A 20218-nucleotide genomic window follows, 5' to 3' on the forward strand; every position below is an offset into this window, starting at 1 on the left:
TGTCCACTTCCCTGAGTTTCCTGCATAGTAGGTTATCAGGGTGTATACAGACAGTTGACTTAGTCATTTGGTATTTTAAAGAGGAGTTTAGTGTAACAGGTCTGGAGTTCGACTATGATACGCCCCTCTGGCCAATCTGACGTCCAATCCGCCAACTATTAGCCATCTCTTTGTAGCTCCGATCAGACTCGGACAATATGCCGAAGCCCGATATCGAAGTCCTCGACGACGGCGACGCCTATCCATATTCGTCGCATATCAGCGTAGCAGGTACAGAACTCCAGCTGGGCGATCTTCTCCTCGTGTTTGATTCTCCCGACGACAATGGTGTCAGCTTCTTCGAGCGTGTCTATGGGTTTACTTGGCCGGGAATTATCACTCACGTCGTCGATGGGCCGGTTCCTGCTGAGTTCCACAATTTCGAGGATTTTGCTGCGGATCTCGACAGCGGGAAGTTCGCGGTCGCCAGCAAACGCGAACAAACGAGCTTCTTCGTCGACGAAGACACCGTCCGCACTATCACCCTCTACCGATACCAGTACCAGGGCGGGTGGCAGCCGATCGTGATTGATGAGCGACGAGATCCACTTGAGAACACCCCCTTCAATGAATCAATTACTCTCTATGAGGATGGAGAGCAGGTAATTGAAGAACTACTCGGGACGAGTTCCCCTGAAGAGAAGCAGGAGGTTGAGCATATCCGCGAATTTCTGCGGTCTGCTGGTTATCAGCTAGATCCAATCTCTGATTCAGACGAATAAGCCTCTCACTCACCGATTCACATATAGTAGAAATACTGTGGCCGAACCTCTGAAATGGACTCAGTATCTACTTCGGATAGGATTGTACCGACACGCTTTGCAACACTCACGGTTGCTGGCATCCGAATTGCGTAGTCCGATGTATTCCAGTCGAGTTTTGTGAAAAAGAGAATCTCCTTACAGATCTCTAACGAGGGTGTCTCACAAATCTCGTCAGGTCGGATCTCAATCGGTGATGGTACTCCACTCCCCTGATAGGTCGTCTCTTCCGGGACATATCCGGATGTGTAGAGATAGTGGACGTCGTCATCAGGGACGCTCAGGAGGGTTCCCCGCATGGCGGGATAATCCGTAGGTGGGAACAACCTGACCTTTGGCCGCCTACGAACCCATACAAGGTCTAAATCGCGAACACCGTCCGTGGCATCAAGCAACCCTTCACGTTCTTCTTCCCAGAAGACAGATGGCTTATGTAGGACAAACCGGCTGGGAAGGGTCCCTTTCTGAGCTTCGTAGTATTCCAGAATCTGCTCACCCACCTGTCTAGCCGCCTCATATGAGAGATGGGGAGATCCATTTTCGTCTTCGGTGATATCCGGGAGCGGATCGCTCTGAAGGATAATATGGTCCCGTCCGTGAAAGACGTGAGCAAGAGCAGCTCGAATTACATCGTCTCCTTCGTCTCGTTCTTTGTAGAACGAGAGTCCTGCGTAGCAGTGTCCATCTTCGATCTGCCGAGTTTTCCAGGGATGCCCTCGTTGTGACTTGTATAGAAGTCCAACTGTGAGATTCCAGGCCCGAGATGCTCGCTGTCGGTCAGTACGGATTGCAAGTGTGGATGGCTTAATCAGCTGTGTGGGGATTCGAGCCTCCATCCCGATCAGCTTGATTCGATTTCGCAGGTCAGAACCTTCCGACTGGATTCGCGCATGGTCCTGGTTCTCAGGAGTACACGCGTCCATCACTTCTTGCGGAATACAGACGATGATTGCGTTCGGCTGAACCGAATCCCGTTCGATTATCTCTATGTCTTTCCGCACTAGCTTCAGGAATCGCTCCATCCGATCTCTGGGGGTCGATTTACTCGTAACAGATTGGATGTCTCGTCGGCGAATTTGGCGTCTCCAACCCTTCTTTGCATTGATGGAGAGATTGAGCGGGGAACTCTTACCAAGGCCGGGATACGGAACCTGCCACGGATTATCACTCGTTCCTGGATGGATCCCGACCTCCATATCGTGAAGTAGTTCGGTCAACCGGCGGATCGAATCTCGATCGCCGATAATCCCGAGTTTGATTGTGTGGTGTCCTTCTTCATAGAGCCGTGGACCATATCTGATAAGGCCACGTTTGGGAGAGGTTTCAGTACCTCCTTCAAACTGAATCTCTGGCTCCTCGAGGTGACGAAGCGTGAACGGGGAATCTTCAGGCGTCATTGTTCAATTCCACCTGTGTTTTCGAGATCAGAAGCTGACTCGATGAGCTCATCACGTTCGTCTCCATCTTTGGGCGGGCGGACATTGAGGGACAGCGAGTCAACTCTGGTCACTTCGAGTTCCTTTACGACGGGTATCTTTTCACCCATAAATCGATCAAGCTGGGTCTGATCCGACATCAGCAACTCTTCCCAGACACGCAGCTGGCGGTCGTACTTACTATTCTGGGCGTGGAAACGATTTGGCGAGAAGTCGTTTTGGAGCCGCGATTTACGCTCGCCTGTTACAGGTCGACGACCGTCAGAAGTGAAGACTTGTGTGGGTAGCAGAACGTAGTAGTACTCTTCCGCATAGCGCCGCACTCGTACTTTGACACCACGATGTATAACATCGGAGTAGGAGTCTAACTCCTTTGCAACCCAAGATCGACCTAGTTTTCGCTCGGAACCGTGCTGTCTGCGGTCTAGTTCGGGGTATACGGTTGTTCCCTTCTCACGGTCGATGAGACAATCGTTATCTCTTGCAACGAGAGTGAAAATCCCTCTGAGAAGGGACCTTACGATATTTTCACGCTCTTCTTCTTGAGCCCGCGTTCGGAGGAACTCCTCGAACTCTCGTGTTTCGAAACGGTCCTCGTGTATGTAATGACGAGTAGACCCCGGAAGATGGTCCGGATGAACGAGCGAATATAATTTCCGCTCGTGAAGCTTGATGGGGAACGCTTCGTTGTTGTAATTATAGACGCGAGCAGATTCGGCTTCCTCTGTCGTCTCTATGATGTACAGTGTCTCTGGGTAGCGGGTTACCTGAAACAGATTCGTCGCATATTCTGTTTCCTCAGAAACCGGTTCATACGAATGAAGATATGGTTCGTACTGGAACCGTTCTGTTTTCTCGAGTTGATGAGCTTGTTGACGGAGGTCATCGTATGTACCGACGAAAACATGGGTATCAATAGCAAAATCTCGGAACTCATCTACATCAGTATCATCTAGCCGATCTACGACCTCATCGTTAACGCTGTCTTTGAGTTTTTCGTAGAAGTCAACCAGTTTCTGATTATCGGTGACATCACGATCGAACAGGGCTTTCCAGAGCTGGTCATTAGAAAGTGTCTCCGTAAAAATATAGAAGTCAAACCGGTGGGGTTGGGGTTGTTTGATATATTCGAGGAAATACCGGGCCAATTCGTCTCTAAAATCGTTCGGGCTGAGGCCTGTGGAATACGCTTTTGCCTCGGCTACCACTTTATCGCCCGTAGCTTTGTTCACAAACTGAATATCGTCAAGCGTGGAGTGGAAAGCTGAATCCCGTTCGACCATGTAATTCAGCCCTTCCATGTACTCGATGGCGACTTCCTTATAGTCCTCCCCGCGTCTCGCCGTCCCTTCCCGCTCTTTATATAGATTGTAGATGGGCACGTTGTATCTCGTTACAAGGAAGTCTCGTGTGAATTACTTTTCCCTCAGTCGTTGGATAGTCTACTGGGATCCGACGGTACTTCTATAAAACGAGCGGTATATATTGGAGATAATGAACCGCGAGGACTTGGGAACGACTCTGCGCCTCCTCAATCGCGAACGTGGGGCCGCGGATGCGTTACCGAAAAAGTCGCTTCACAAGCTCCTCTACCGTATTGACGTCAAATCTGCCGAGCGAAATCTGGATATCTCGATCCCGTATTACTGGTATCTCTTTGGTACTGTCTCTCCAGCAACGCCCTCGACTGTCCCCTCAGCCAGTATTAACGAGCCCGGACTTGAAGATCGCCTACGTTCTGTTGTCTCAGAGGCTCTCTCTGAATATTACGAACATGGATTAGAATGGCTCACAGACCGAATGTATGATGATGCGCCGTATCAGGTTCAGCGGGATTTTCGGGAGTTAGATAAGAAAATACGAACGTTACATACGGAGTATCACGATTTCTTTGAGGTTGACCCAAGCAGAGAATCGGTACTCAGCTCCGTCCACGACACTTTTGAATCATTTCCAAACGACCGATTTCCGGAGTACGATCGACCACTAATCAAGTGGTATAACGCGGTCACTCGAGAACTCCATTCGCATTCTCCTAACCCCTCCAGATTGATGACGGTGAATGTAACGTTCTGGCGTATCTTTGCCCTCGAGCTTGCTCAACGGCATGCCCAGGGAATGTCTCCGGAAGAGGTCCGTGGGACCCTCGGTATAACCTCGTTTGAGGAGGCTCGGAGTTCTGCGATCCAGAAACTTGACGAATTCGAAGAGGAAGACCTTGATGCGAAATTTTCTGGATTAGCGACCGAACTCGAATCTGAACGGAGTGCAGCTGACGAACTTGTTGCTCCGATTCTTGAACGTCGGGGAATTGCGCACGAAGATCTCCATCCGGGCCAATGACTCGATACTTCGTAGACACTAACGTCCTCATTGGACTCACGTTTTCTCATGACCGGTGGGCCGTAGAAGCAGAGCGTATCCTAGACGGTCATAACACGCTCTTCACGAGTGAGTTTGTGATCTACGAGTATTGCAGCCGTCCACAAGGAGCGCCTCGAGTTGTGTCCGACCCCGATCAGCTACAGGTTGACCCTGACGATACCGATGGCGTGTTCGGGACCGTCCTTGAAGACTTTCAAGAGAATGTCGAGGATAATATCCCAATGTACAATCGAGAAATCGATTTACATAGCTACGATGGGCTTTCCTTTGAGAGGATCTTAGAGATTTTCTTCGATAATATTGAGGTTCGAAGTCAGGCCAAGCCACACTTTGTTCGGCACTTCCAGAACTACTTCTCCTCGCGTGAAATCACCCCACGGAATGCGAAACGGTGTGTCGAAGATCTTCGAGATCGTGTTCTTCACGACGCAAAGGAGCGGAAAGACGCACTAATGGATGCTGTCCACGTCATGTCGTCAACTTATGACGATCAGGAGCGCGCTCGCGGCCTAGTCAAGGAGCACATCGGAATTCGAGAGTCCCGGATTCCTCCAGTAGACTCTCAGTGGCTTCTTGACGCAATAGGGCTTGCAGAACGCGATGTGCTTCACCGTGTTGTGACCGGAGATAAGAAAGACATCGTCCGATATCAGCAACAACTGACGTCATTATTTGATGTTTCAATCCTCTATATTTTGGATGAGTTTCATACTCGTTCCCAAGTCGGTCAGGATTCACACGAAATCTTCTGATTACGCAACGACTGGTTAGAAGGTACACTGTCGCCGGAGCTGAGGTCCACTCTGACAGGAAGTACTTATGGGTGCCGTCCGGACGAAGCGTATGGGACTCTTTGAGACCTTATTTAGCTCATCCACCGGGGATACTGTCCCTCAGGCACAACAACCGAGTCAGCACGAAATCTTCCCCGAGGACAAGTACAATGTCGCATACGCTGTAGCCGCTCGGCGTGAAGAAATTCGGGCGTTAGAACAACTTCTAGAAGCGGATCAGACCTCACCTACCGCCTTGGAGGCTGAGCCTTTCCTTCAGGATATAATCGAAGATATGGAGCAGGATCAGGAATACTCCCTCCGCCTTCGCACCTCTGGGGAGGAGCTCGTCGACGATATCCGTGAACTCATAGAGCATTGGGACAATCAGGTAGATGAGCAGATAGGGACGATTTGGTGGCCTATCGGAGCAGATACGACGTTCAGGTTGTACCTCCATTATCTGGAACTCCGTGCTGACGCGGAGGATGACCAATTTTCGTTCCCGGAGTCTGCTGGACAGGTTCACACTCTCGTCCAGCGTGGTCTTAGTGCAATGGAAGATGATGACGACTCGAAGCTCGCTGTAGTCCACAAGCGAGACATTCCTTGGGAAGAACCAGCTGAGGACAGCTGATCTAGTTCGCTCCTTCTCAAAGAGACCGATTAATTGTATCCAGTATCAAAACCCAGCTATGGTAGAAATCTCAGACTCCCTGTGTTCGCTGTTCACTGCGAAAATTCAGGAGGAGGATGGCACATTCGTCATCGAGATTCCTCCGAGTGAGATCAAGCATGGGGCGCTGACTGTTGATGAAACCTACCGCATCGCTCTTCTTGATTCATCCTCCGAAGCTGAATCGACATCTCCACAGAGCCCACGCCATCCCGCCTCTCAGGGGAGCACGAGCAACGATTCATCTGGTCCTCCTGTTGATGAGGGAGAAGTGCGCGACGTGACAATCGAAACCGTCGGTGATCAAGGAGACGGTATTGCGAAAGTCGAACGGGGGTACGTCGTGATCGTTCCCGGCGCTCAGCCCGGCGACGAGCCAACAGTCGAAATCGAACAAGTTCAGGAGAACGTCGCGTTTGCGAGCATTGTCGATAGCGATCCGCGAGCACTCTAACCTGTTGTCCCTTCTGTGGATCGGTCTTCTTCTCGGTAAACCATCGGTGTGAGAAGGCTCCGTTCGCGTTTGTCTGATGGAGGTGGTTCTGAAAGTCACGTTTTCTTCACGCGCTCGCGATGGCACAACCCTCCAAAGCCGAAATACAATCTATGACAAAGGAACCGATTGAGGTACTCGACGACCTGGCCAACAAGGTCGCCGATGAGTTCGAGGCGTATAGACAGCCGGACGAATTCAAGGATGTCTCGCTCGTGATTGAGAACAGCGACGAGGAGCGCCCGACGCTGATCGTCCACGTCGATAGGGAGGATGCGGAGGCCCTTGCCGACCGCATTGATGAGTTCCTCCGCGAGCACGGTGCTCGTACTGAACGGGAACGACACTCAGCTACGGATGTCCGTGTGTTAGCGACGGTCGACTGACAACCACCCCTCCAATTTTTTGACTGACTGCAAGCACCGCTGAAGGGCCTTATCTTCACTTCCGATCAAGGGGGTCCCGACCGATTCAGCTCGGGTAGTCAATCTGTGCAGACAGATACTCTTGGAGAGCGGTGACCGTTTCTTCTGAGACAGCTGAGGCCCCGAAGTCACTCCGAAATCCGTGCTTGAGTTCGTCACTCTTCAAGATCTCCAGACCACGCTCAAGTTGCTCCCGGAGCTCATCGTCGTCCCCTCGCCGCAGGTGGGGTGTGACAGCGTCGAGGTCGATCTCTTCAGCCACTGCCAAGACGTCCCGAAGGTCCGTTTCTCGGCCACTGTGGAGCTTTGCAGCCACAAGGACTGCCCCATCGATGACTCTAGCCGTCGTCGTTACTGTGCTCCCGCTCACCTCCTGTTGGTGGCTGTGGTCGTACAGGTAGTCGAACGACCACTGTGCCTCGGTCTGACGACAGCCGAGTCCGTTCACCAAGAGGTCGAAGCCGATCGGCTGTTGCGGCGTGAGCCGCTTTTCGTACTCGATCACCTCTGTATCGTAGAACCACTCCTTGGCGTGGCTGTCCGTTTCCTCGAAGTTCCGACGTTCGAGGAATTCGACGAAGTCAGCTTTGGAGTCCGGCGCGACGACGATATCGAGATCCGTGGAGAAGCGAGCATTGAAGGCTGAGACTGCGTAGCCACCGACGAGAACGTACTCGTGGCCTTCTTGGGTGAGCTCTTCGAGCAGTTCGATGAGTGCGTCACTTCGATTGTTGAAGCTCATGGCTGTGCCCGTTCCGTCTCTCGATACGTGACGCCGAGGTCGAGGTCCTCGTACATCCGGTCGAGCATTGCCAACGCCGACTGGAACTGAGCGTAGTTCTCGCGCATATACTCGATTGTCTCTGCTCTCGGTATCACCGGGTATCCCTCGACGTATTCGATGTCGAGTGACGGGCGTGGCTCGAGGACGATCTGCAGCGGTCGGTCCAGCTCATCTCGGGGCTGTCGTTCGAATGCGGTCGGGAGGTCGAACGATTCGAAAAACGTCTCCCAGGCGTCGACGTCCTGCTCACGAACAGCGAGGAATAGTGGATAGTCGTCGGGCTCGCGACCGACCTGGTAGCCGCCCTGAGTCCACACGTAGACGGCGTCGATCCGCGTGAACGCGAACGGCCAGTCACTGAACTGCGGGATGACGTACGTTTCCTCGATGGAGGGTGGACTGACGCCGGCGCTGGCAGCGACGAGCTCGAGCGCTGCGTCGCGTACGCGCTCGTCGACGACAGTGAGGCCGTCGTCATAGGAAACGTAGCCTGCGTCTTCCAGCCGATTGACGGCCTGTCGCACCGTTTCGTACGGCGTGTGGAGGTGTTGGGCGACACGGCGGATGGAGTCACCACTCTCGATGGCGAGGATGGTCTGTGCCGCCGTGTCGTCGAGTACCTCATACATCTGGTGGTTACCAATAATCCGGTAACAGTTAAAAGTCTTACTAGAAGTGGGGTTAGAGTGCCCCCGACTGACTTCAATAAACGCGTCAGCTCGCCGTGTCTTGAAGCCGTCGCAGTCCTGGTAATGCGGATCGTGATTCGGCTCCGATGTGGGGACCTGTTGGCCGAGAGCGGCGACGGTGAGAGCCGTACAGCGAGCGTGCGTATCTGATTCCCCTTCGGATGCCGTTGAACAGGCTCAAGTCGTCATCACTGGCGTGGAAGAAGTGACGAGCGCGTTGATCGCCATTACGGGGGTAGAGAATAGCTCGTCATTCGGTCTACTCATCGGCGGTTTTTTCGAGTCGATCCTCTTCGTCCTCGTCGAAATCATTCGGAGTGTACGTCGTCGGGGCCAACTCGTCGTCACCGAGATCGAGAATCGAAAAGAGCGCTTCGACGAAATCATACACGGTTCCAGGCGACAGGTCTGTGAGGTTCGCGATCTGCCTGATCGTGACGTCCCCCTCACTGTGTGCCTTCACGAGATCGTATGCGAGTGCGAACGTGACGATGCCGTAGTCTTCGAGGGCCCGCTCGATCGCTTGGTGCTCGTTCTTCTGGGCGATTCCCTCGATGAGTTCGGGCGTGATCGAGACTTCCGTCTCGCGGACCGCCAAAGCCAGTTCGAACTCTTCAGCGGTGTACACGGCGGTCCCGTCATCGTCACCGACTTTGCTGATCAGGCCCGCCTGCTCCAGATTACTGACGGCATCGTAGAGCGGCAGCTCGTCCTTATCGGGCATCGTCATCACCAACTCATCGGATAGAGCTTCTCGTAGTAGTTCTCCAACACTCACGCTTCGCCGTTCTCAGCGTTAGCTTGCCGGATGTATTGCAACCTCCGTGTACTCATTTTTGAGATTAGTGGTCATTGGACGGCATCTTTCGCTAAGAAATTGATCGATGAATAACGTTCTGTGTTTTGTCCGATATGCGTCTTGTATCTTCAAGTAAGACAGGACGAATGTAGGCGCTATGGACGAAGAACTAGCTCTGGATCTCGTTCGAGAACTCCGCAGCGAATACGAGGAAAACGCGGTGATAGGACGCGAAATACAGGGTGAGACAGTTCAGAATCGTCATCAGGACTCATTCGAGATTCGTGCCAATCGGATCCCTATTCCGTATGATTGGGTAACGGGAGATGATCTCCCCGAGATATCCAAGGTTAATCTTCCATCCGTGGTTTCCGGCTTCCATCAGGCAGAACGCTGGTTCTTAATCGATCGGCTTTATGAGGCCGATAATGTCCCGACAGTGTCGATCCCGGAGATTACGCATAATAATCTCGTAAAGCCGCTGTCAGAGGTCTACGATCCAACCCATCTCTATGTTCCCCAATCTGAGCCATTTCTTAGTGTTCAGTCACGACAGGCCATCAATAGCGTCACTGACTCCTTTGATTCCCTCGAAGAGGTAGGACTGAATACCGACAATCGGGAGGATGTGAACGCCTGTTATGCGATCCGTGGAGACTACATTCGACTTGACCAGTGTACTCGTCTTCCGTTAGACCAAGCAGAGTGGCTCCCCGACAGAACGGCGACCCCTACGAATGAAAAAATTCCAGAACATCCGCTATATTGTGCGTACGGGATGTCTGAGGAAATTGAGGCTGAGTACCTGCTGGCTGTGGCCTCTATCCTCTCGAAAAACCCCACTATCCGAGACAACGCAGCTGTGAGGATTGAATTGGGAGATGATGCGTGATTCTGTCGGGGGTATGATTCCTACTCTGCCCATCCCTTGAAACTTTCATTTAAAAATCTAGCCACGATAAGGAACAAGAGCTAGCAGCCAGGCCGTACTGCCGTCCTAGCCATAGTACCGTATTCGTTGCACTGTCAGCTTTTACGAACGAGATACGTGCTCTATATTTAGCGCGGCCTCAACAATCTATCGACGACTGAGGATTTCAACAGAGTCACTTTACTCCCCATCTGGAGATTGGGGAGCATATCTCTCCACCGGGTCGACAGTCGTTCTCTTAGCTGCGGTTCTCGTCAATTTCGGTCGCCGCTTGGATAATCAAGTCAATGCTAACCGCTGGTCCGAACATCCGCATGAGGGATGACTGTGATCCATCAAACATACACTCCGCCAATAGCCTCCCATACGCGGTCAATTGCCACCCGTCCTTACTCCCGGCTAGTACTGGCCGCTGCTCCCACTCTCGGCCCGCAAGATCCGTACAGATCTGGGTGACTTGCCCTTGATATGATGTTTCGGAACCGATATCCCGTGCTATCTGTTTCGAACTGATCGCGCTCTTACTGTTGTGAATGGCCGAAAATACGTCAAACGCATCTAGTCCGCGAGCTTTCTTCCCCTGGATTCGATCAGCGTCTGTCTGACAATGGCGATACAAAACATCCCGTTCTAGAATTCTATACTCTTCGACTAGGGTTACCACACGGTCGTATTGAATGAACTCTTCTGGCTCAAACTGCTCTGCTGGACCGTGTTCGGCTTGAAAATCGCCCCAGTGTCCAGATGATCCGACTGGATAATCCGACTCGATGCTGTTGTCGATCAAAACGAAGAGAAGATCCCGACAGTCGATACCCCTCTCGTTCACTCCTGTTCCTTGCGAGTCAGTATCGCCTCGCTTTTCGAGCACCCGAGAACGGAACTCTGACATCGATCGTCGAGGGGCAATCGGTTCCGGTGCTTCGTTGAGGATCTCTCTAAGCCGGGAGATCATCTTCGTTCGATGTTCATCCCACAGATCGTCTTGCACTCGCCACTCACGCTCCCATTCAGCCCATTCACGATCGTATGTCAGCTCATGCTCGAGCTGTTTTTGAAGGGCTGAAATGATCTCGTTCATGTACTTTTGCCGTTGCTGCATTAATTGATCACCGAGTCCAGCTGGTCTGTGGTCGAAATAGAGCCCTTCAAGAAAGCCATAGGCAATATCTTGTAGCACTTCGTCTTCGTCCATCTCACCCGGAGCAAGTGAGAGTTTCCGGGCTAGCTCACCGATATCCCTGCCGAACTCCTTCGTACTCGACATCGGACGGCCAATGTCTGTCTCAGTGTCAGAGGCCATCCGACACGCTTCAACGATCTCCGAGTCATTGTTGGGCTCTTCAAAATCGGTAAGCTCTGGGGCTCTTTTTCTTCGTGTAGACGGTTGGACGGGGTACTCGTCGAATCCGAGTAGACCAACCCATCCGTCCTTCCACGACTCCTCTGTGAGGTAGTCGTTCGCGTGGAGTAAGAAAATGTCCGCTAACAGGTGGTCGATCCGATATCCGAGGCGGTTGATCTTCGTCTCGATTCGGGCCTCCATATTCGTTTTCGATTCGCCCCCTGGGTCTCCCGACCGGACATACCTCCGTTCAGCTCCGGTTAGTGCGTATGCGGGGCTCCCGTGTGTGTCTGCTAGCGGTTCGTTTTCGCTCATCTGTACCAATATGTCGGGTTGGAAATCGTATAAAAATGGCCTGTGGAAGTACTGCCAGCTGCTTCTTTAAATATCAATTGCGAGCCCACTCGTGATCGACTAGTGGTACAATCGCAGAGTAACTCGGGTTGATGCCGGTGCTCAGAGCACCCGTCGCGAGGTGTGTGCGAACAATGGAACTATTGGCTCCCACTGGGATGCTCTGACATGGTCAACAACGAAACAAAGCTTTCCTTCTCAGTAAAAAACAACTCTGGCGTCTTCGCCTTATTATTGGGTTCAGGAGCTTCTACAGAGGCTGGCATCCCTACTGGATGGGATATTGTCCAGGACCTCATCCGAAAAATTGCTGACCAGTACGACGAAGAGATCGAAACAGCCCCCTCCGAGTGGTATGAGAATACATTCGATGAAGAGGCGAGATACGACAATGTCATTGAGCAGGTCGCTCAATCAAAGGAAGAGCGACGATCGCTGCTGGAAAAATACTTCGAGCCGACTGATCTCGAACGTGAGCAGGGTGAAAAACTTCCCACCGAGGCTCACAAGAATATTGCTTGGTTAGTTGAGGAAGGGTATCTCGGGATCATCATCACGACAAACTTTGACCGATTACTCGAGCACTCCTTCATTGATCGGGAGCTCACTCCGCTGGTCACATCATCCGCCAGGGACGTCCGAGAGGCAGAACCGCTGCAACATCAAGAAGCGTTAATCCTCAAAGTCAACGGCGACTACAAGGACGTCAACCTGAAGAATGTCTCTGACGAGCTTGACGAGTACGAGGATAGTGTTGCTGACCTTCTCAGTCAGATTTTCTCAGAATACGGGCTCATCGTCTGTGGGTGGTCAGCACGCAATGATACTGCCCTGCAGGAGCTTCTAACGGACAACGCGTGTGACCGCTATCCTACATACTGGGCCAATTATGGCGGCTTGGAAGACGAGGCACGGGCGATCATCGATGATCGGGATGCAATACAGATCCCTATTGATGGCGCAGCCTCCTTTTTTACGACGCTCACGGAGAACGTCCGCGCTCTCGAAGGCGCAGAACGCGAGGGACCATTAACCAACGAAATCGCTCGGGAACGCACCAAACGGTATCTGAGCCAGTCGGAGAAGAACATTGCTCTCGGCGACCTCTTCCAAGAGGAAACAGAACGGGTGTATCAACGGATCTTCTCCGAGGAACGATATCCACTCGATCACGAGGTTAATCGCGACGCTATATACCAGCGATTTAAGAGCTATGAACAGGAGCTGAGTGTCTTGGCGACCGCAGCTGCCACGTGTGCCTACTGGGGGCCGAAAGGCGAGAACAGTGGTCTCTTCGCATTAGAAAATATGATCGAGCGCTTAGGCTCACCGCCAAGTCCTGAGAGCCGTCACCGTATGGGGTCGTGGATGGCGATTAGACAGCGATATCCGATTGCCTACCTTTCGTACGTGGTGGGCATCACAGGCATGGAAGTTGGTAATTGGGATGCCGTTCGAGCAGTTCTGCGCGAACCTGAACTCGAGAACTTGCGGGGAGATGTTGCCCCGCTTCGGCAGATTCACCCGTGGGACTTTGGTACCGAATTTCCCGACGGAGGCTGGGGAAATCGGAATCTGCGACCCCGTCTGAAATCTGCCGTCCGACCGATTCTCTCCGAATATGTCCCGTCAGATACGCGCTTTGAAGAGCGTTCACGGGAGTTTGAGGCGCTGCTTGACTTACTTCTCCTCGTCTCGAAGGAAGTCGACGAGGATCAACGGCTTCCTCATTTCGAGCAAAACTACTACAAAGAAACGCTGAATTCCTTGGAAGCGGAACTCGAAACGAAAGGTGAAGACTGGGGGCCAATACAGATCGGATTGCTGCCGGCTGATATTGATACTGTAAGCGCCTATCTTTCGAATCTTGAATCACGCTTTGATCCATACTAAGTCAATTCGGGAACACCAATGCGTCTCTCCATCGACTACTGACCATACAGCGGATCGGCATCCTCCTCGAATTCGGTCGGACAGAGCTCAAATCTAGAAACTCAATCTAGGACGTCGGACTTGGCAAGGAGATGCCTCACGATACGTCGTACACAATTGGTGAGGGCTATTTTGGCAAATACCGTATTGGTGATTTTCACTCCTCCTTTGCTGAGATGGCCTTCTCGCCGTGTAGACTAATCACTGCTACCACTTTCACTTTGGTTCACTGAGATATATGTGGCCCCATCCCTTAGAGAGAAGCAGAGGGCAGTGCGTCCCTCCGTCACACGTCCCACTCATATGAGTACCCAAGACCCGCACCTCGGTGACTGCCCGCACTGCGGTTGTGAGATTCTGCCTCGTCATACGCTGATAGAGTATGCAGGCGGTGTCTGGGCCGAATGCCCCGAGTGTCGGGACGTCGTCGACCCACAGTGAGTCTCTATGTTACGAGTCCTAAAGCGGCTGTCACCGAGTTCGACTCACACAACGGAACTGTTCGAGTGTCGGTCTTGCGGAACCAGTTTAGATGAGGCCCAGGACTCCTGTCCCGAGTGCGGCTGTAGAGATATCGCTCGGTACGAGTTATAGATCGACGTACTGGCGTTCCCAGTCACGTCGGGCTTCGAGTTCTCGCTGACCGCGTTTGGTAACTGTATAGACGTTTGTCCGGCGATCTTTTTCTCCCTTCTCGACTAGCCCCTTTTCGACCAGTGTATCGAGGTTGGGGTAAAGACGTCCGTGGTGGATCTCCGATTCGTAGTACTCTTCGAGTTCGTCTTTGATTGCGAGGCCGTGAGGTTCCTCGATACCTGCGGTGACCGTGAGCAGATCACGTTGGAAGCCGGTGAGATCGTACATCCTTCCGCGCAGGTTTACCCGCTCTTAGTATAATTCTACAGGATTACAGGATAGTCAGCGACAGAAACACAATCTGTCCGACTAATTTTCTGGTAGTCGGATACGGGCCTACATCCTATAGTAGAATCTGGAAGTCTTTACGGGGATACCCGCCGAGGAATGCCGTATCTCGTCGGTTCTCGAAGATGTGGTGAGAGATGTGAGTAGATACTTCTGGAGATTACTATAGAATCGTACTCTGCGCGAGTACCTGCTCTACTAGATTTATCGGTTAAGCAGTGAGGATATCCGATCCCAGTCAGCGAGGGCTAGGAGGGCGAGGGCAATGACGAGTCCCAGTCCGAGAAGGCCACTTCCGACCCAAAGCCGGATGTCCGTGAATTGGAGAACCTGCGTCACACCGACGACCAGCGGGATGAATCCAAATACAAGGAAACCTGCGTAGGGGAGGTACTTTTCGCCAATTCGTTCGAGGAACACTCGTTTTGCCCGGGCGTTCTCCTGTGCTGCGACAGCGTTCGCCCGTTCAGTTGTTGCCCGCTCTCGGTCGGCGGCGGCCTGTTCATATTCCGCTAGCGCACTCGCTACTCGTTCAAGTCGATCTAACTCTTGGTCTGAAAGATCAGCGAGTTCCTCGTTTTCGATCCGTAATGAGGTTTCTGAGGGATCAAATTCCGGCTGCTCAAATCCGAATGGGTCGGTGTTATCGGATTCGCTCATACGGAAACTTGTCCTTGATGCGTCGGTGATGGTATTTGCCGTGTGATGCGGCGTTCATCAACCCGTTGTAGACCGATTCCGGGACGTTGAAGTACTGGTACACACGGCCACTGTGGAACTCGATTTCCAGGGTATTTGTTGCGGAGTCGTAGCCAACACTTCGAAGGTTGCTGGAGGAGACAGGTGTTCTATTCATGCTCTTGGTGTTTTTCTATGTGAGCAGTGTATTTGACACTCGATTCTCACAAAATGATAGGAAAAGAGCTACCATAAGCTTTCGCCGGCCGGATAACCGATATCTCCGGCCGCGAGAGGGAGTAGCTGTTTATATCAACAAACCTCATTATTGAGAGCCACACAACCTAGCGAAGAAGCTCTGTTGAGACGTCAATAGCGGGTACGATTCGGTCTGAGTGGCTTCTAGTCGATTAGCCACTCATCAAGCACTTGGCTAGTTTCTAGATGAACATTACGTAAACCAGGATTTTGACTGGTGGATGCCGCTCTACATATAGCGGTATGGGATTTATCCGAACCGTCCTAACTATTTGAGTCGAGGTGTCTGGGAACGTTGGCACGAAGTACTTATAGATGCCCTTCGGACGACCAATATGGGCCTCTTCGAGACGTTATTTAGTTCATCCACCCCGATTCCGTGCATCAACCGCAGCAGCCAGCGCAGCACGAAATTTTCCCGGACGATGAGTACAACGTGACATCTGCTGTTGCTGCCCGTCGCGAGGAACTCGGCGCTTTAAATCAGCTTCTCGAAGCGGATCAGACCTCTCCGACTGCCGTGGAGTCAGAGCCACTTCTTCGGATGATCATTGATGATATGGAGCGTGAGGGACAACCATCTCTTCGCCTCCGTGCCTCGGGTGAGGAGATCGTCGACGATCTTCGTGAACTAGTGGCGCAGTGGGACGAACAGATCGATGGTCAAATTGGCACAGTGTAGTGGCCGATTGGGGCGGATACCAGGTTCAGGTTGTATCTTCACTATCTGGAGCTTCGCGCAGACGCGGAGGAGGACCAATTTTCGTTCCCAGAGTCTGCTGGGCAGGTGCATACCCCTCGTTCAGCGGGGACTCAGTGTGATCGAAGACGATGACAACTAAAGCTTGCAGTAGTTCATAAGCGGGATATCCCTTGGGAAGAACCGACAGAGACTGCTGATTAGGTGCCGTACCCGGTTTTCTGCCCTTCTGATGACGGAAAACTTACTGATCAATCCCTTATCGTGTGATATCCGTTCATCATAGCAGGTGGAGGAAGCGCTATTTCTCGCCTGTCTCTTCGTTGCTCGCGAGAGCTGTTCTAACCCACATATCAAATTCATCCGTTCAATTCATACACCTAATCTATACACCTAACCAATTCACCTAATATTATATTTGGAGGGTGGTTCTCGGTAGGCTCCACGAAAGTCCTGTATTAGCGCCCTACTGTGCTACTTGGGCGCATTATGCGAAAACCTAATCCGAATCTATAATCTGAATGTAGCGCTTCCTGGTGGGTGGATAGATTCTCTGGAGTCATTATCAACATACATTGGGCGGGCTAATTGGGTCTATTGATTAGGTGGATGGATTAGGTGGATGGATTAGCTGTATGTCTGACGTACCTTTATTATGCGAACGAACGATCTGGAGAACACATGCCGATCACCTATACCATTTACTCGGAATCAGGGGGAATCCACAAAACAACGTGGACAGCGAACCTCGCCGAGGCTCACGCTCGACAGGGATTCGATGTCCTCGTCATCGATCTCGACCACCAGGCCGCCAATCTCACCTACCTCTTCGATGTTGAGGAGGGGCGTGACGATCCCGAGGCAGACAATCTCGTCCGACACGTCCTCGGACGACCCGACGGTGACTTCGAGGACCTCATTCGCAGCACTGACGAGGGAGTCGACGTCCTCCCGGCGCACGATATGCTTGAGGAGTTCACCGAACTTCTCCTCCAACGTGAACGCTTCGAGGAGAATATGGGTGACGAATTCAACCGCTACGAGCAGCTCTATAACGTTCTCTGGGAGGAGAACAACGTTCAGGACGACTACGACGTAGTCATCATCGACCCGAACGCTCGCGCTGAGATTATGCTGTATAACGCCATTTATGCCACTCGAACTCTCGTCTCACCGAGTAAACCCGCTGGAAAGGGCAACAAGAGCCTCGAAGGGCTCGCAGGGCTCTTAGAGAGTATGAGCGAGAACCTTGGGATCGATGTCGGCGTCGCCGCAGTCATCCTCTCGGGTGCCGGTACAACCAGCACACACAACCGCTACATCGAAGAAATGGAAGATGAGTACGGTATCGCCGCGACGATTGGCGAGCGACAAAGTATGATGGACGAGATGTGGGATGCCCAAGGCACGGCGTTCAAAGTCGTCGAGGAAGCGTGGCACAACGGGGAGGCGGGAACCCGTCGTCTCCGCGAGCGCGAAGTCGAGACGCTCGAGACCATTCTCGATATTGCCAGTTACCTCACCGATGAGTTCGACGTCGAACCCCCTCAAGAGCCGGAACTCAACATTGAGGACGCGGAGGTGATGTCCTAATGGCGGGATTGAAGAAGGGAACTGGGAGTCTCGATTTCGACGAGGAGTCGGACGAGGAGCCCGAAGAGCCGGACGACACCGAAGCATCCGAACCGGAGACGGAGGAGAAAGCAGCAGAGACGGAGACACAACCCGACACACCGACGGAATCCGACCCGACCACAGAGCCCCCATCTTCCTCGGAGGAAATGCCACAGGATGAGGCCCAATCACAGGCGACGACACCGGCACAGTCGGGCGATTTCGATATGGATGACCTTCCCTATCTCGTGCAACGGCAGATGCGCGGTGCGTCGGTGAACGCGGACCGAACGAAGCAACTGCTGCTCGAGGTTCGTCCCTTTGTCAAAGAGGGTGAAGAGGACTTCTTGAACGACCTGCAAGACCTCGTTGATGGCCCAGTGTACAAGGGTGACGCGCGCGAAGCTGCGATGGTAGTCGCACAGGAACACCCCGAACTCGTCGCCGAGAAACTTCGTGAGTGGGGGATCGAATATCTGGATAAATAACCCGCAAGCGTCGAGATTCGGGCTCTCTTCCCTCCCCTAGATCCTCCTCGGAAGTGCGACTGCGACAAATCGGTATACAGCAGCTGCAGCACCGGCTCAGTTACTCGTCGACCGGGTGGGAATTTGACTCATCGCCGGCGTCGTGTTGACCCCGCAGCTCTTGATCGTGTTCGGCGAAGGCGGCTTCAGCGCGTTCGGCCAACTCACCCGCCTCAATGTGCGAGTAATGCTCGCGAACGATCTCTTCGGAGTTGTCTAGGTATCGGGCCGCCTCGGCGTGACCGTACGCTCGGACGAGCACCTCACCGACACCACGACGAGCGCCATGAGGGGCTAGATACCCGTGTTTATCTTCGAGGTCGATGCCCGCGTCGGCCGTGAGCCGTTTCAAGACCTCGCGAGCCCCATGCGTCGTTAACGCGGGCGGTTCGATACCATAGTCAGCAAGCAGTTCGAGAGGTGACGCCTCGCCGTCATTCACTTTCTCTTTGCGGATAGACTCGACTTCAGCCGGTTCATATCCTCGGGCAGTCATCTTCTGAGCGAACGTCTCCACTAGTGTCGGGTAGTCCAGGGTCGGGAACACCGGCCACTCCTCGCTAGGTATGTCTGTGACGCGCTTCAGCCGCTTCAGTGGAGGAACAGCAGGGTCTGGTAGCGGTCGGTCATCCCATTTCCCTGTCTTTCCGAGCACCTGGATGTTGTTGTCCTCGAACGAGACATCCGACCACTGCAAACCATCACGTCCGCGTCGATCGTCGTTTCCATCGGCGAGGACCTCGGCGCCTCGGACCCCCGTGAAGCAAAGGACGTAGACGAGTGCCCGATCACGAGACGCCTTGATCGCCGCTTGGCGGTCCTCCGCGACGGCGTCGATGGCATCGTGTGCCTGTTTGTTCACGTACTCTAGGAGGCGTGCTCGATGCTCGGCTGACCAGGCCTGTTGTTCTCCGCTCTTCCGACCTGTGTCCTCGGGGAGTGGCTCTTTCGCCCGGCGTCGTTGGGCGATGTTCCCCGAAAGGTAGCCTTCGCGAGCCGCCCAGCCGCAAAATCCAGAGACGTGTGCGTAGTAATTCTGTACCGTGCCCTCGGTCCAGCCCTGTCGAGCAAGATACCGCGCGTACTCACGAAGATCGCCGACGGACAGCTCCTCGAACGTCACCGATGACGACGAATGATCTTCCGCGAGAAATTCGATGAGCCGATTCACCTCGCGTTCAGCATGTCGTCGATACTGCCCGCTCTCGCCGTCGCGTCCCTTCCCCTTGTCCGAGAGGTAATCCTCGAGAACATCGACGAGAGGCACCGCTGCGTCGCGTTCGTCGCCCGGGAGCGTCTGCTTCTCGTCGGAACTCATCGCGATCCCTCGCTGTAGTCAAGTTCGGGTGGTGTTGGTTCTCGGGAACGAGCCGACAAGGTCCGATATCGCGCAGGGCCGTCCTGAGTGGTTATATCCCGGGGTTTGAGCGGAAGCATTGGGTTCGCTGTGGCAGACGGCGGCCACCTCCTTGAATCTGTTTACGTTTATCGCACTAAACGTAAACGCTTTGTTGGCTCAATCTTAATCTCTATACCGACGGTAAACACGCCTAAAACAAAGAATACGGCATTTTAGCCAAATTATATATTGTATATCGCTATACTAATTCATGGTGTCTGGAAGTTGAGACTACAGCGGGTATACCGGGTCTGTAATGCGTGGTATCGGCCGAATTGATGAGTGGAATCTGCGTC

At 53.0% G+C, this 20218-nt stretch carries 22 protein-coding genes; 12 read left to right on the forward strand and 10 right to left on the reverse strand.

All coding sequences use genetic code 11. The annotated features are described in order from the left end of the window. Positions 1-197 precede the first annotated feature (197 nt). The gene (locus ACY9XZ_RS20130) at positions 198-761 is read left to right on the forward strand and encodes a hypothetical protein (protein ID WP_463458763.1); all 564 of its coding nucleotides are present in this window, start codon (positions 198-200) and stop codon (positions 759-761) included. 17 nt (positions 762-778) lie between these two features. Here ACY9XZ_RS20130 and ACY9XZ_RS20135 read toward each other — a convergent pair whose 3' ends face one another. Beyond that, positions 779-2197, reverse strand: coding sequence for an argonaute/piwi family protein (locus tag ACY9XZ_RS20135; RefSeq protein WP_463458764.1), 1419 nt, complete (start codon positions 2195-2197; stop codon positions 779-781). Then, a complete protein-coding gene (locus tag ACY9XZ_RS20140; protein ID WP_463458765.1) occupies positions 2194-3618 on the reverse strand; it encodes a hypothetical protein in 1425 nt (474 codons plus the stop codon). Before ACY9XZ_RS20140 ends, ACY9XZ_RS20135 begins: the two co-directional genes overlap by 4 nt. A 112-nt stretch (positions 3619-3730) precedes the next feature. Between ACY9XZ_RS20140 and ACY9XZ_RS20145 the strand changes: the two genes are divergently transcribed. The 5 genes from ACY9XZ_RS20145 to ACY9XZ_RS20165 all read left to right on the forward strand — a co-directional run bounded on the left by ACY9XZ_RS20145 (position 3731) and on the right by ACY9XZ_RS20165 (position 6949). After that, a complete protein-coding gene (locus tag ACY9XZ_RS20145; protein WP_463458766.1) occupies positions 3731-4579 on the forward strand; it encodes a hypothetical protein in 849 nt (282 codons plus the stop codon). A gap of 161 nt (positions 4580-4740) precedes the next feature. Beyond that, complete coding sequence (locus ACY9XZ_RS20150) at positions 4741-5373, forward strand: PIN domain-containing protein (protein ID WP_463458767.1); 633 nt, start codon at positions 4741-4743, stop codon at positions 5371-5373. Between the two features lie 91 nt (positions 5374-5464). Next, entirely contained in the window at positions 5465-6031 is a 567-nt protein-coding gene (locus ACY9XZ_RS20155; RefSeq protein WP_463458768.1) for a hypothetical protein, read from the forward strand. A gap of 58 nt (positions 6032-6089) precedes the next feature. Further along, positions 6090-6524, forward strand: coding sequence for a TRAM domain-containing protein (locus tag ACY9XZ_RS20160; RefSeq protein WP_463458769.1), 435 nt, complete (start codon positions 6090-6092; stop codon positions 6522-6524). Between the two features lie 152 nt (positions 6525-6676). Next, positions 6677-6949: a hypothetical protein gene (locus tag ACY9XZ_RS20165; protein WP_463458770.1), complete on the forward strand. Its 273-nt coding sequence runs from the start codon at positions 6677-6679 to the stop codon at positions 6947-6949. Between the two features lie 85 nt (positions 6950-7034). Here the strand turns inward: ACY9XZ_RS20165 and ACY9XZ_RS20170 are convergent, their stop codons facing one another. The 3 genes from ACY9XZ_RS20170 to ACY9XZ_RS20180 form a co-directional block, all read right to left on the reverse strand. After that, positions 7035-7730, reverse strand: a complete 696-nt coding sequence (locus tag ACY9XZ_RS20170; protein ID WP_463458771.1) for a hypothetical protein — start codon at positions 7728-7730, stop codon at positions 7035-7037. After that, complete coding sequence (locus ACY9XZ_RS20175; RefSeq protein WP_463458772.1) at positions 7727-8401, reverse strand: helix-turn-helix domain-containing protein; 675 nt, start codon at positions 8399-8401, stop codon at positions 7727-7729. The genes ACY9XZ_RS20170 and ACY9XZ_RS20175 overlap by 4 nt, the downstream gene beginning before the upstream one ends. A gap of 319 nt (positions 8402-8720) precedes the next feature. Then, the gene (locus ACY9XZ_RS20180; RefSeq protein WP_463458773.1) at positions 8721-9191 is read right to left on the reverse strand and encodes a helix-turn-helix domain-containing protein; all 471 of its coding nucleotides are present in this window, start codon (positions 9189-9191) and stop codon (positions 8721-8723) included. Positions 9192-9417: 226 nt separating this feature from the next. On the opposite strand from ACY9XZ_RS20180, the gene ACY9XZ_RS20185 reads away from it, so the two are divergent. After that, positions 9418-10152 carry a hypothetical protein gene (locus ACY9XZ_RS20185; protein ID WP_463458774.1) on the forward strand — a complete coding sequence of 245 codons (735 nt, stop codon included), beginning with the start codon at positions 9418-9420 and terminating at the stop codon, positions 10150-10152. A gap of 277 nt (positions 10153-10429) precedes the next feature. On the opposite strand, the gene ACY9XZ_RS20190 is transcribed toward ACY9XZ_RS20185, so the two are convergent. Next, entirely contained in the window at positions 10430-11851 is a 1422-nt protein-coding gene (locus ACY9XZ_RS20190) for a hypothetical protein (RefSeq protein WP_463458775.1), read from the reverse strand. Between the two features lie 207 nt (positions 11852-12058). On the opposite strand from ACY9XZ_RS20190, the gene ACY9XZ_RS20195 reads away from it, so the two are divergent. Together ACY9XZ_RS20195 and ACY9XZ_RS20200 are read left to right on the forward strand one after the other, a co-directional pair. Continuing rightward, positions 12059-13783 carry an SIR2 family protein gene (locus tag ACY9XZ_RS20195; protein WP_463458776.1) on the forward strand — a complete coding sequence of 575 codons (1725 nt, stop codon included), beginning with the start codon at positions 12059-12061 and terminating at the stop codon, positions 13781-13783. Positions 13784-14125: 342 nt separating this feature from the next. Beyond that, entirely contained in the window at positions 14126-14263 is a 138-nt protein-coding gene (locus ACY9XZ_RS20200) for a DUF7837 family putative zinc-binding protein (RefSeq protein WP_463458777.1), read from the forward strand. Positions 14264-14410: 147 nt separating this feature from the next. Here ACY9XZ_RS20200 and ACY9XZ_RS20205 read toward each other — a convergent pair whose 3' ends face one another. The 3 genes from ACY9XZ_RS20205 to ACY9XZ_RS20215 form a co-directional block, all read right to left on the reverse strand. Then, on the reverse strand, positions 14411-14686 hold the full coding sequence (locus ACY9XZ_RS20205) for a PadR family transcriptional regulator (RefSeq protein ID WP_463458778.1): 276 nt from the start codon (positions 14684-14686) through the stop codon (positions 14411-14413). A 264-nt stretch (positions 14687-14950) separates the two neighbouring features. Next, a complete protein-coding gene (locus ACY9XZ_RS20210) occupies positions 14951-15406 on the reverse strand; it encodes a hypothetical protein (RefSeq protein WP_463458779.1) in 456 nt (151 codons plus the stop codon). Beyond that, positions 15390-15602, reverse strand: a complete 213-nt coding sequence (locus tag ACY9XZ_RS20215) for a KTSC domain-containing protein (protein WP_463458780.1) — start codon at positions 15600-15602, stop codon at positions 15390-15392. The genes ACY9XZ_RS20210 and ACY9XZ_RS20215 overlap by 17 nt, the downstream gene beginning before the upstream one ends. Positions 15603-16061: 459 nt before the next feature. Here ACY9XZ_RS20215 and ACY9XZ_RS20220 point away from each other — a divergent pair, with 459 nt between their 5' ends. The 3 genes from ACY9XZ_RS20220 (at position 16062) to ACY9XZ_RS20230 (ending at position 18484) form a co-directional block, all read left to right on the forward strand. Continuing rightward, complete coding sequence (locus tag ACY9XZ_RS20220; protein WP_463458781.1) at positions 16062-16364, forward strand: hypothetical protein; 303 nt, start codon at positions 16062-16064, stop codon at positions 16362-16364. Between the two features lie 699 nt (positions 16365-17063). After that, positions 17064-17975, forward strand: a complete 912-nt coding sequence (locus tag ACY9XZ_RS20225; RefSeq protein WP_463458782.1) for a ParA family protein — start codon at positions 17064-17066, stop codon at positions 17973-17975. Beyond that, entirely contained in the window at positions 17975-18484 is a 510-nt protein-coding gene (locus ACY9XZ_RS20230; RefSeq protein ID WP_463458783.1) for a hypothetical protein, read from the forward strand. The genes ACY9XZ_RS20225 and ACY9XZ_RS20230 overlap by 1 nt, the downstream gene beginning before the upstream one ends. Before the next feature lie 100 nt (positions 18485-18584). Here ACY9XZ_RS20230 and ACY9XZ_RS20235 read toward each other — a convergent pair whose 3' ends face one another. Continuing rightward, positions 18585-19841 carry a tyrosine-type recombinase/integrase gene (locus ACY9XZ_RS20235; protein WP_463458784.1) on the reverse strand — a complete coding sequence of 419 codons (1257 nt, stop codon included), beginning with the start codon at positions 19839-19841 and terminating at the stop codon, positions 18585-18587. Positions 19842-20218 lie beyond the last annotated feature (377 nt).

The organism is Haloarcula sp. HT12, assembly GCF_055271655.1.

Excerpts from the sequence above, each read along its gene's own strand:
- ACY9XZ_RS20195 (WP_463458776.1), top strand. The coding sequence starts at position 12,059 with ATGGTCAACAACGAAACAAAGCTTTCCTTCTCAGTAAAAAACAACTCT.
- ACY9XZ_RS20200 (WP_463458777.1), top strand. The coding sequence starts at position 14,126 with ATGAGTACCCAAGACCCGCACCTCGGTGACTGCCCGCACTGCGGTTGT.
- ACY9XZ_RS20160 (WP_463458769.1), top strand. The coding sequence starts at position 6,090 with ATGGTAGAAATCTCAGACTCCCTGTGTTCGCTGTTCACTGCGAAAATT.
- ACY9XZ_RS20235 (WP_463458784.1), bottom strand. The coding sequence starts at position 19,841 with ATGAGTTCCGACGAGAAGCAGACGCTCCCGGGCGACGAACGCGACGCA.
- ACY9XZ_RS20205 (WP_463458778.1), bottom strand. The coding sequence starts at position 14,686 with ATGTACGATCTCACCGGCTTCCAACGTGATCTGCTCACGGTCACCGCA.
- ACY9XZ_RS20170 (WP_463458771.1), bottom strand. The coding sequence starts at position 7,730 with ATGAGCTTCAACAATCGAAGTGACGCACTCATCGAACTGCTCGAAGAG.
- ACY9XZ_RS20210 (WP_463458779.1), bottom strand. The coding sequence starts at position 15,406 with ATGAGCGAATCCGATAACACCGACCCATTCGGATTTGAGCAGCCGGAA.
- ACY9XZ_RS20185 (WP_463458774.1), top strand. The coding sequence starts at position 9,418 with ATGGACGAAGAACTAGCTCTGGATCTCGTTCGAGAACTCCGCAGCGAA.
- ACY9XZ_RS20175 (WP_463458772.1), bottom strand. The coding sequence starts at position 8,401 with ATGTATGAGGTACTCGACGACACGGCGGCACAGACCATCCTCGCCATC.
- ACY9XZ_RS20190 (WP_463458775.1), bottom strand. The coding sequence starts at position 11,851 with ATGAGCGAAAACGAACCGCTAGCAGACACACACGGGAGCCCCGCATAC.
- ACY9XZ_RS20135 (WP_463458764.1), bottom strand. The coding sequence starts at position 2,197 with ATGACGCCTGAAGATTCCCCGTTCACGCTTCGTCACCTCGAGGAGCCA.
- ACY9XZ_RS20180 (WP_463458773.1), bottom strand. The coding sequence starts at position 9,191 with ATGACGATGCCCGATAAGGACGAGCTGCCGCTCTACGATGCCGTCAGT.
- ACY9XZ_RS20230 (WP_463458783.1), top strand. The coding sequence starts at position 17,975 with ATGGCGGGATTGAAGAAGGGAACTGGGAGTCTCGATTTCGACGAGGAG.
- ACY9XZ_RS20145 (WP_463458766.1), top strand. The coding sequence starts at position 3,731 with ATGAACCGCGAGGACTTGGGAACGACTCTGCGCCTCCTCAATCGCGAA.
- ACY9XZ_RS20130 (WP_463458763.1), top strand. The coding sequence starts at position 198 with ATGCCGAAGCCCGATATCGAAGTCCTCGACGACGGCGACGCCTATCCA.
- ACY9XZ_RS20215 (WP_463458780.1), bottom strand. The coding sequence starts at position 15,602 with ATGAATAGAACACCTGTCTCCTCCAGCAACCTTCGAAGTGTTGGCTAC.
- ACY9XZ_RS20225 (WP_463458782.1), top strand. The coding sequence starts at position 17,064 with ATGCCGATCACCTATACCATTTACTCGGAATCAGGGGGAATCCACAAA.
- ACY9XZ_RS20165 (WP_463458770.1), top strand. The coding sequence starts at position 6,677 with ATGACAAAGGAACCGATTGAGGTACTCGACGACCTGGCCAACAAGGTC.
- ACY9XZ_RS20155 (WP_463458768.1), top strand. The coding sequence starts at position 5,465 with ATGGGACTCTTTGAGACCTTATTTAGCTCATCCACCGGGGATACTGTC.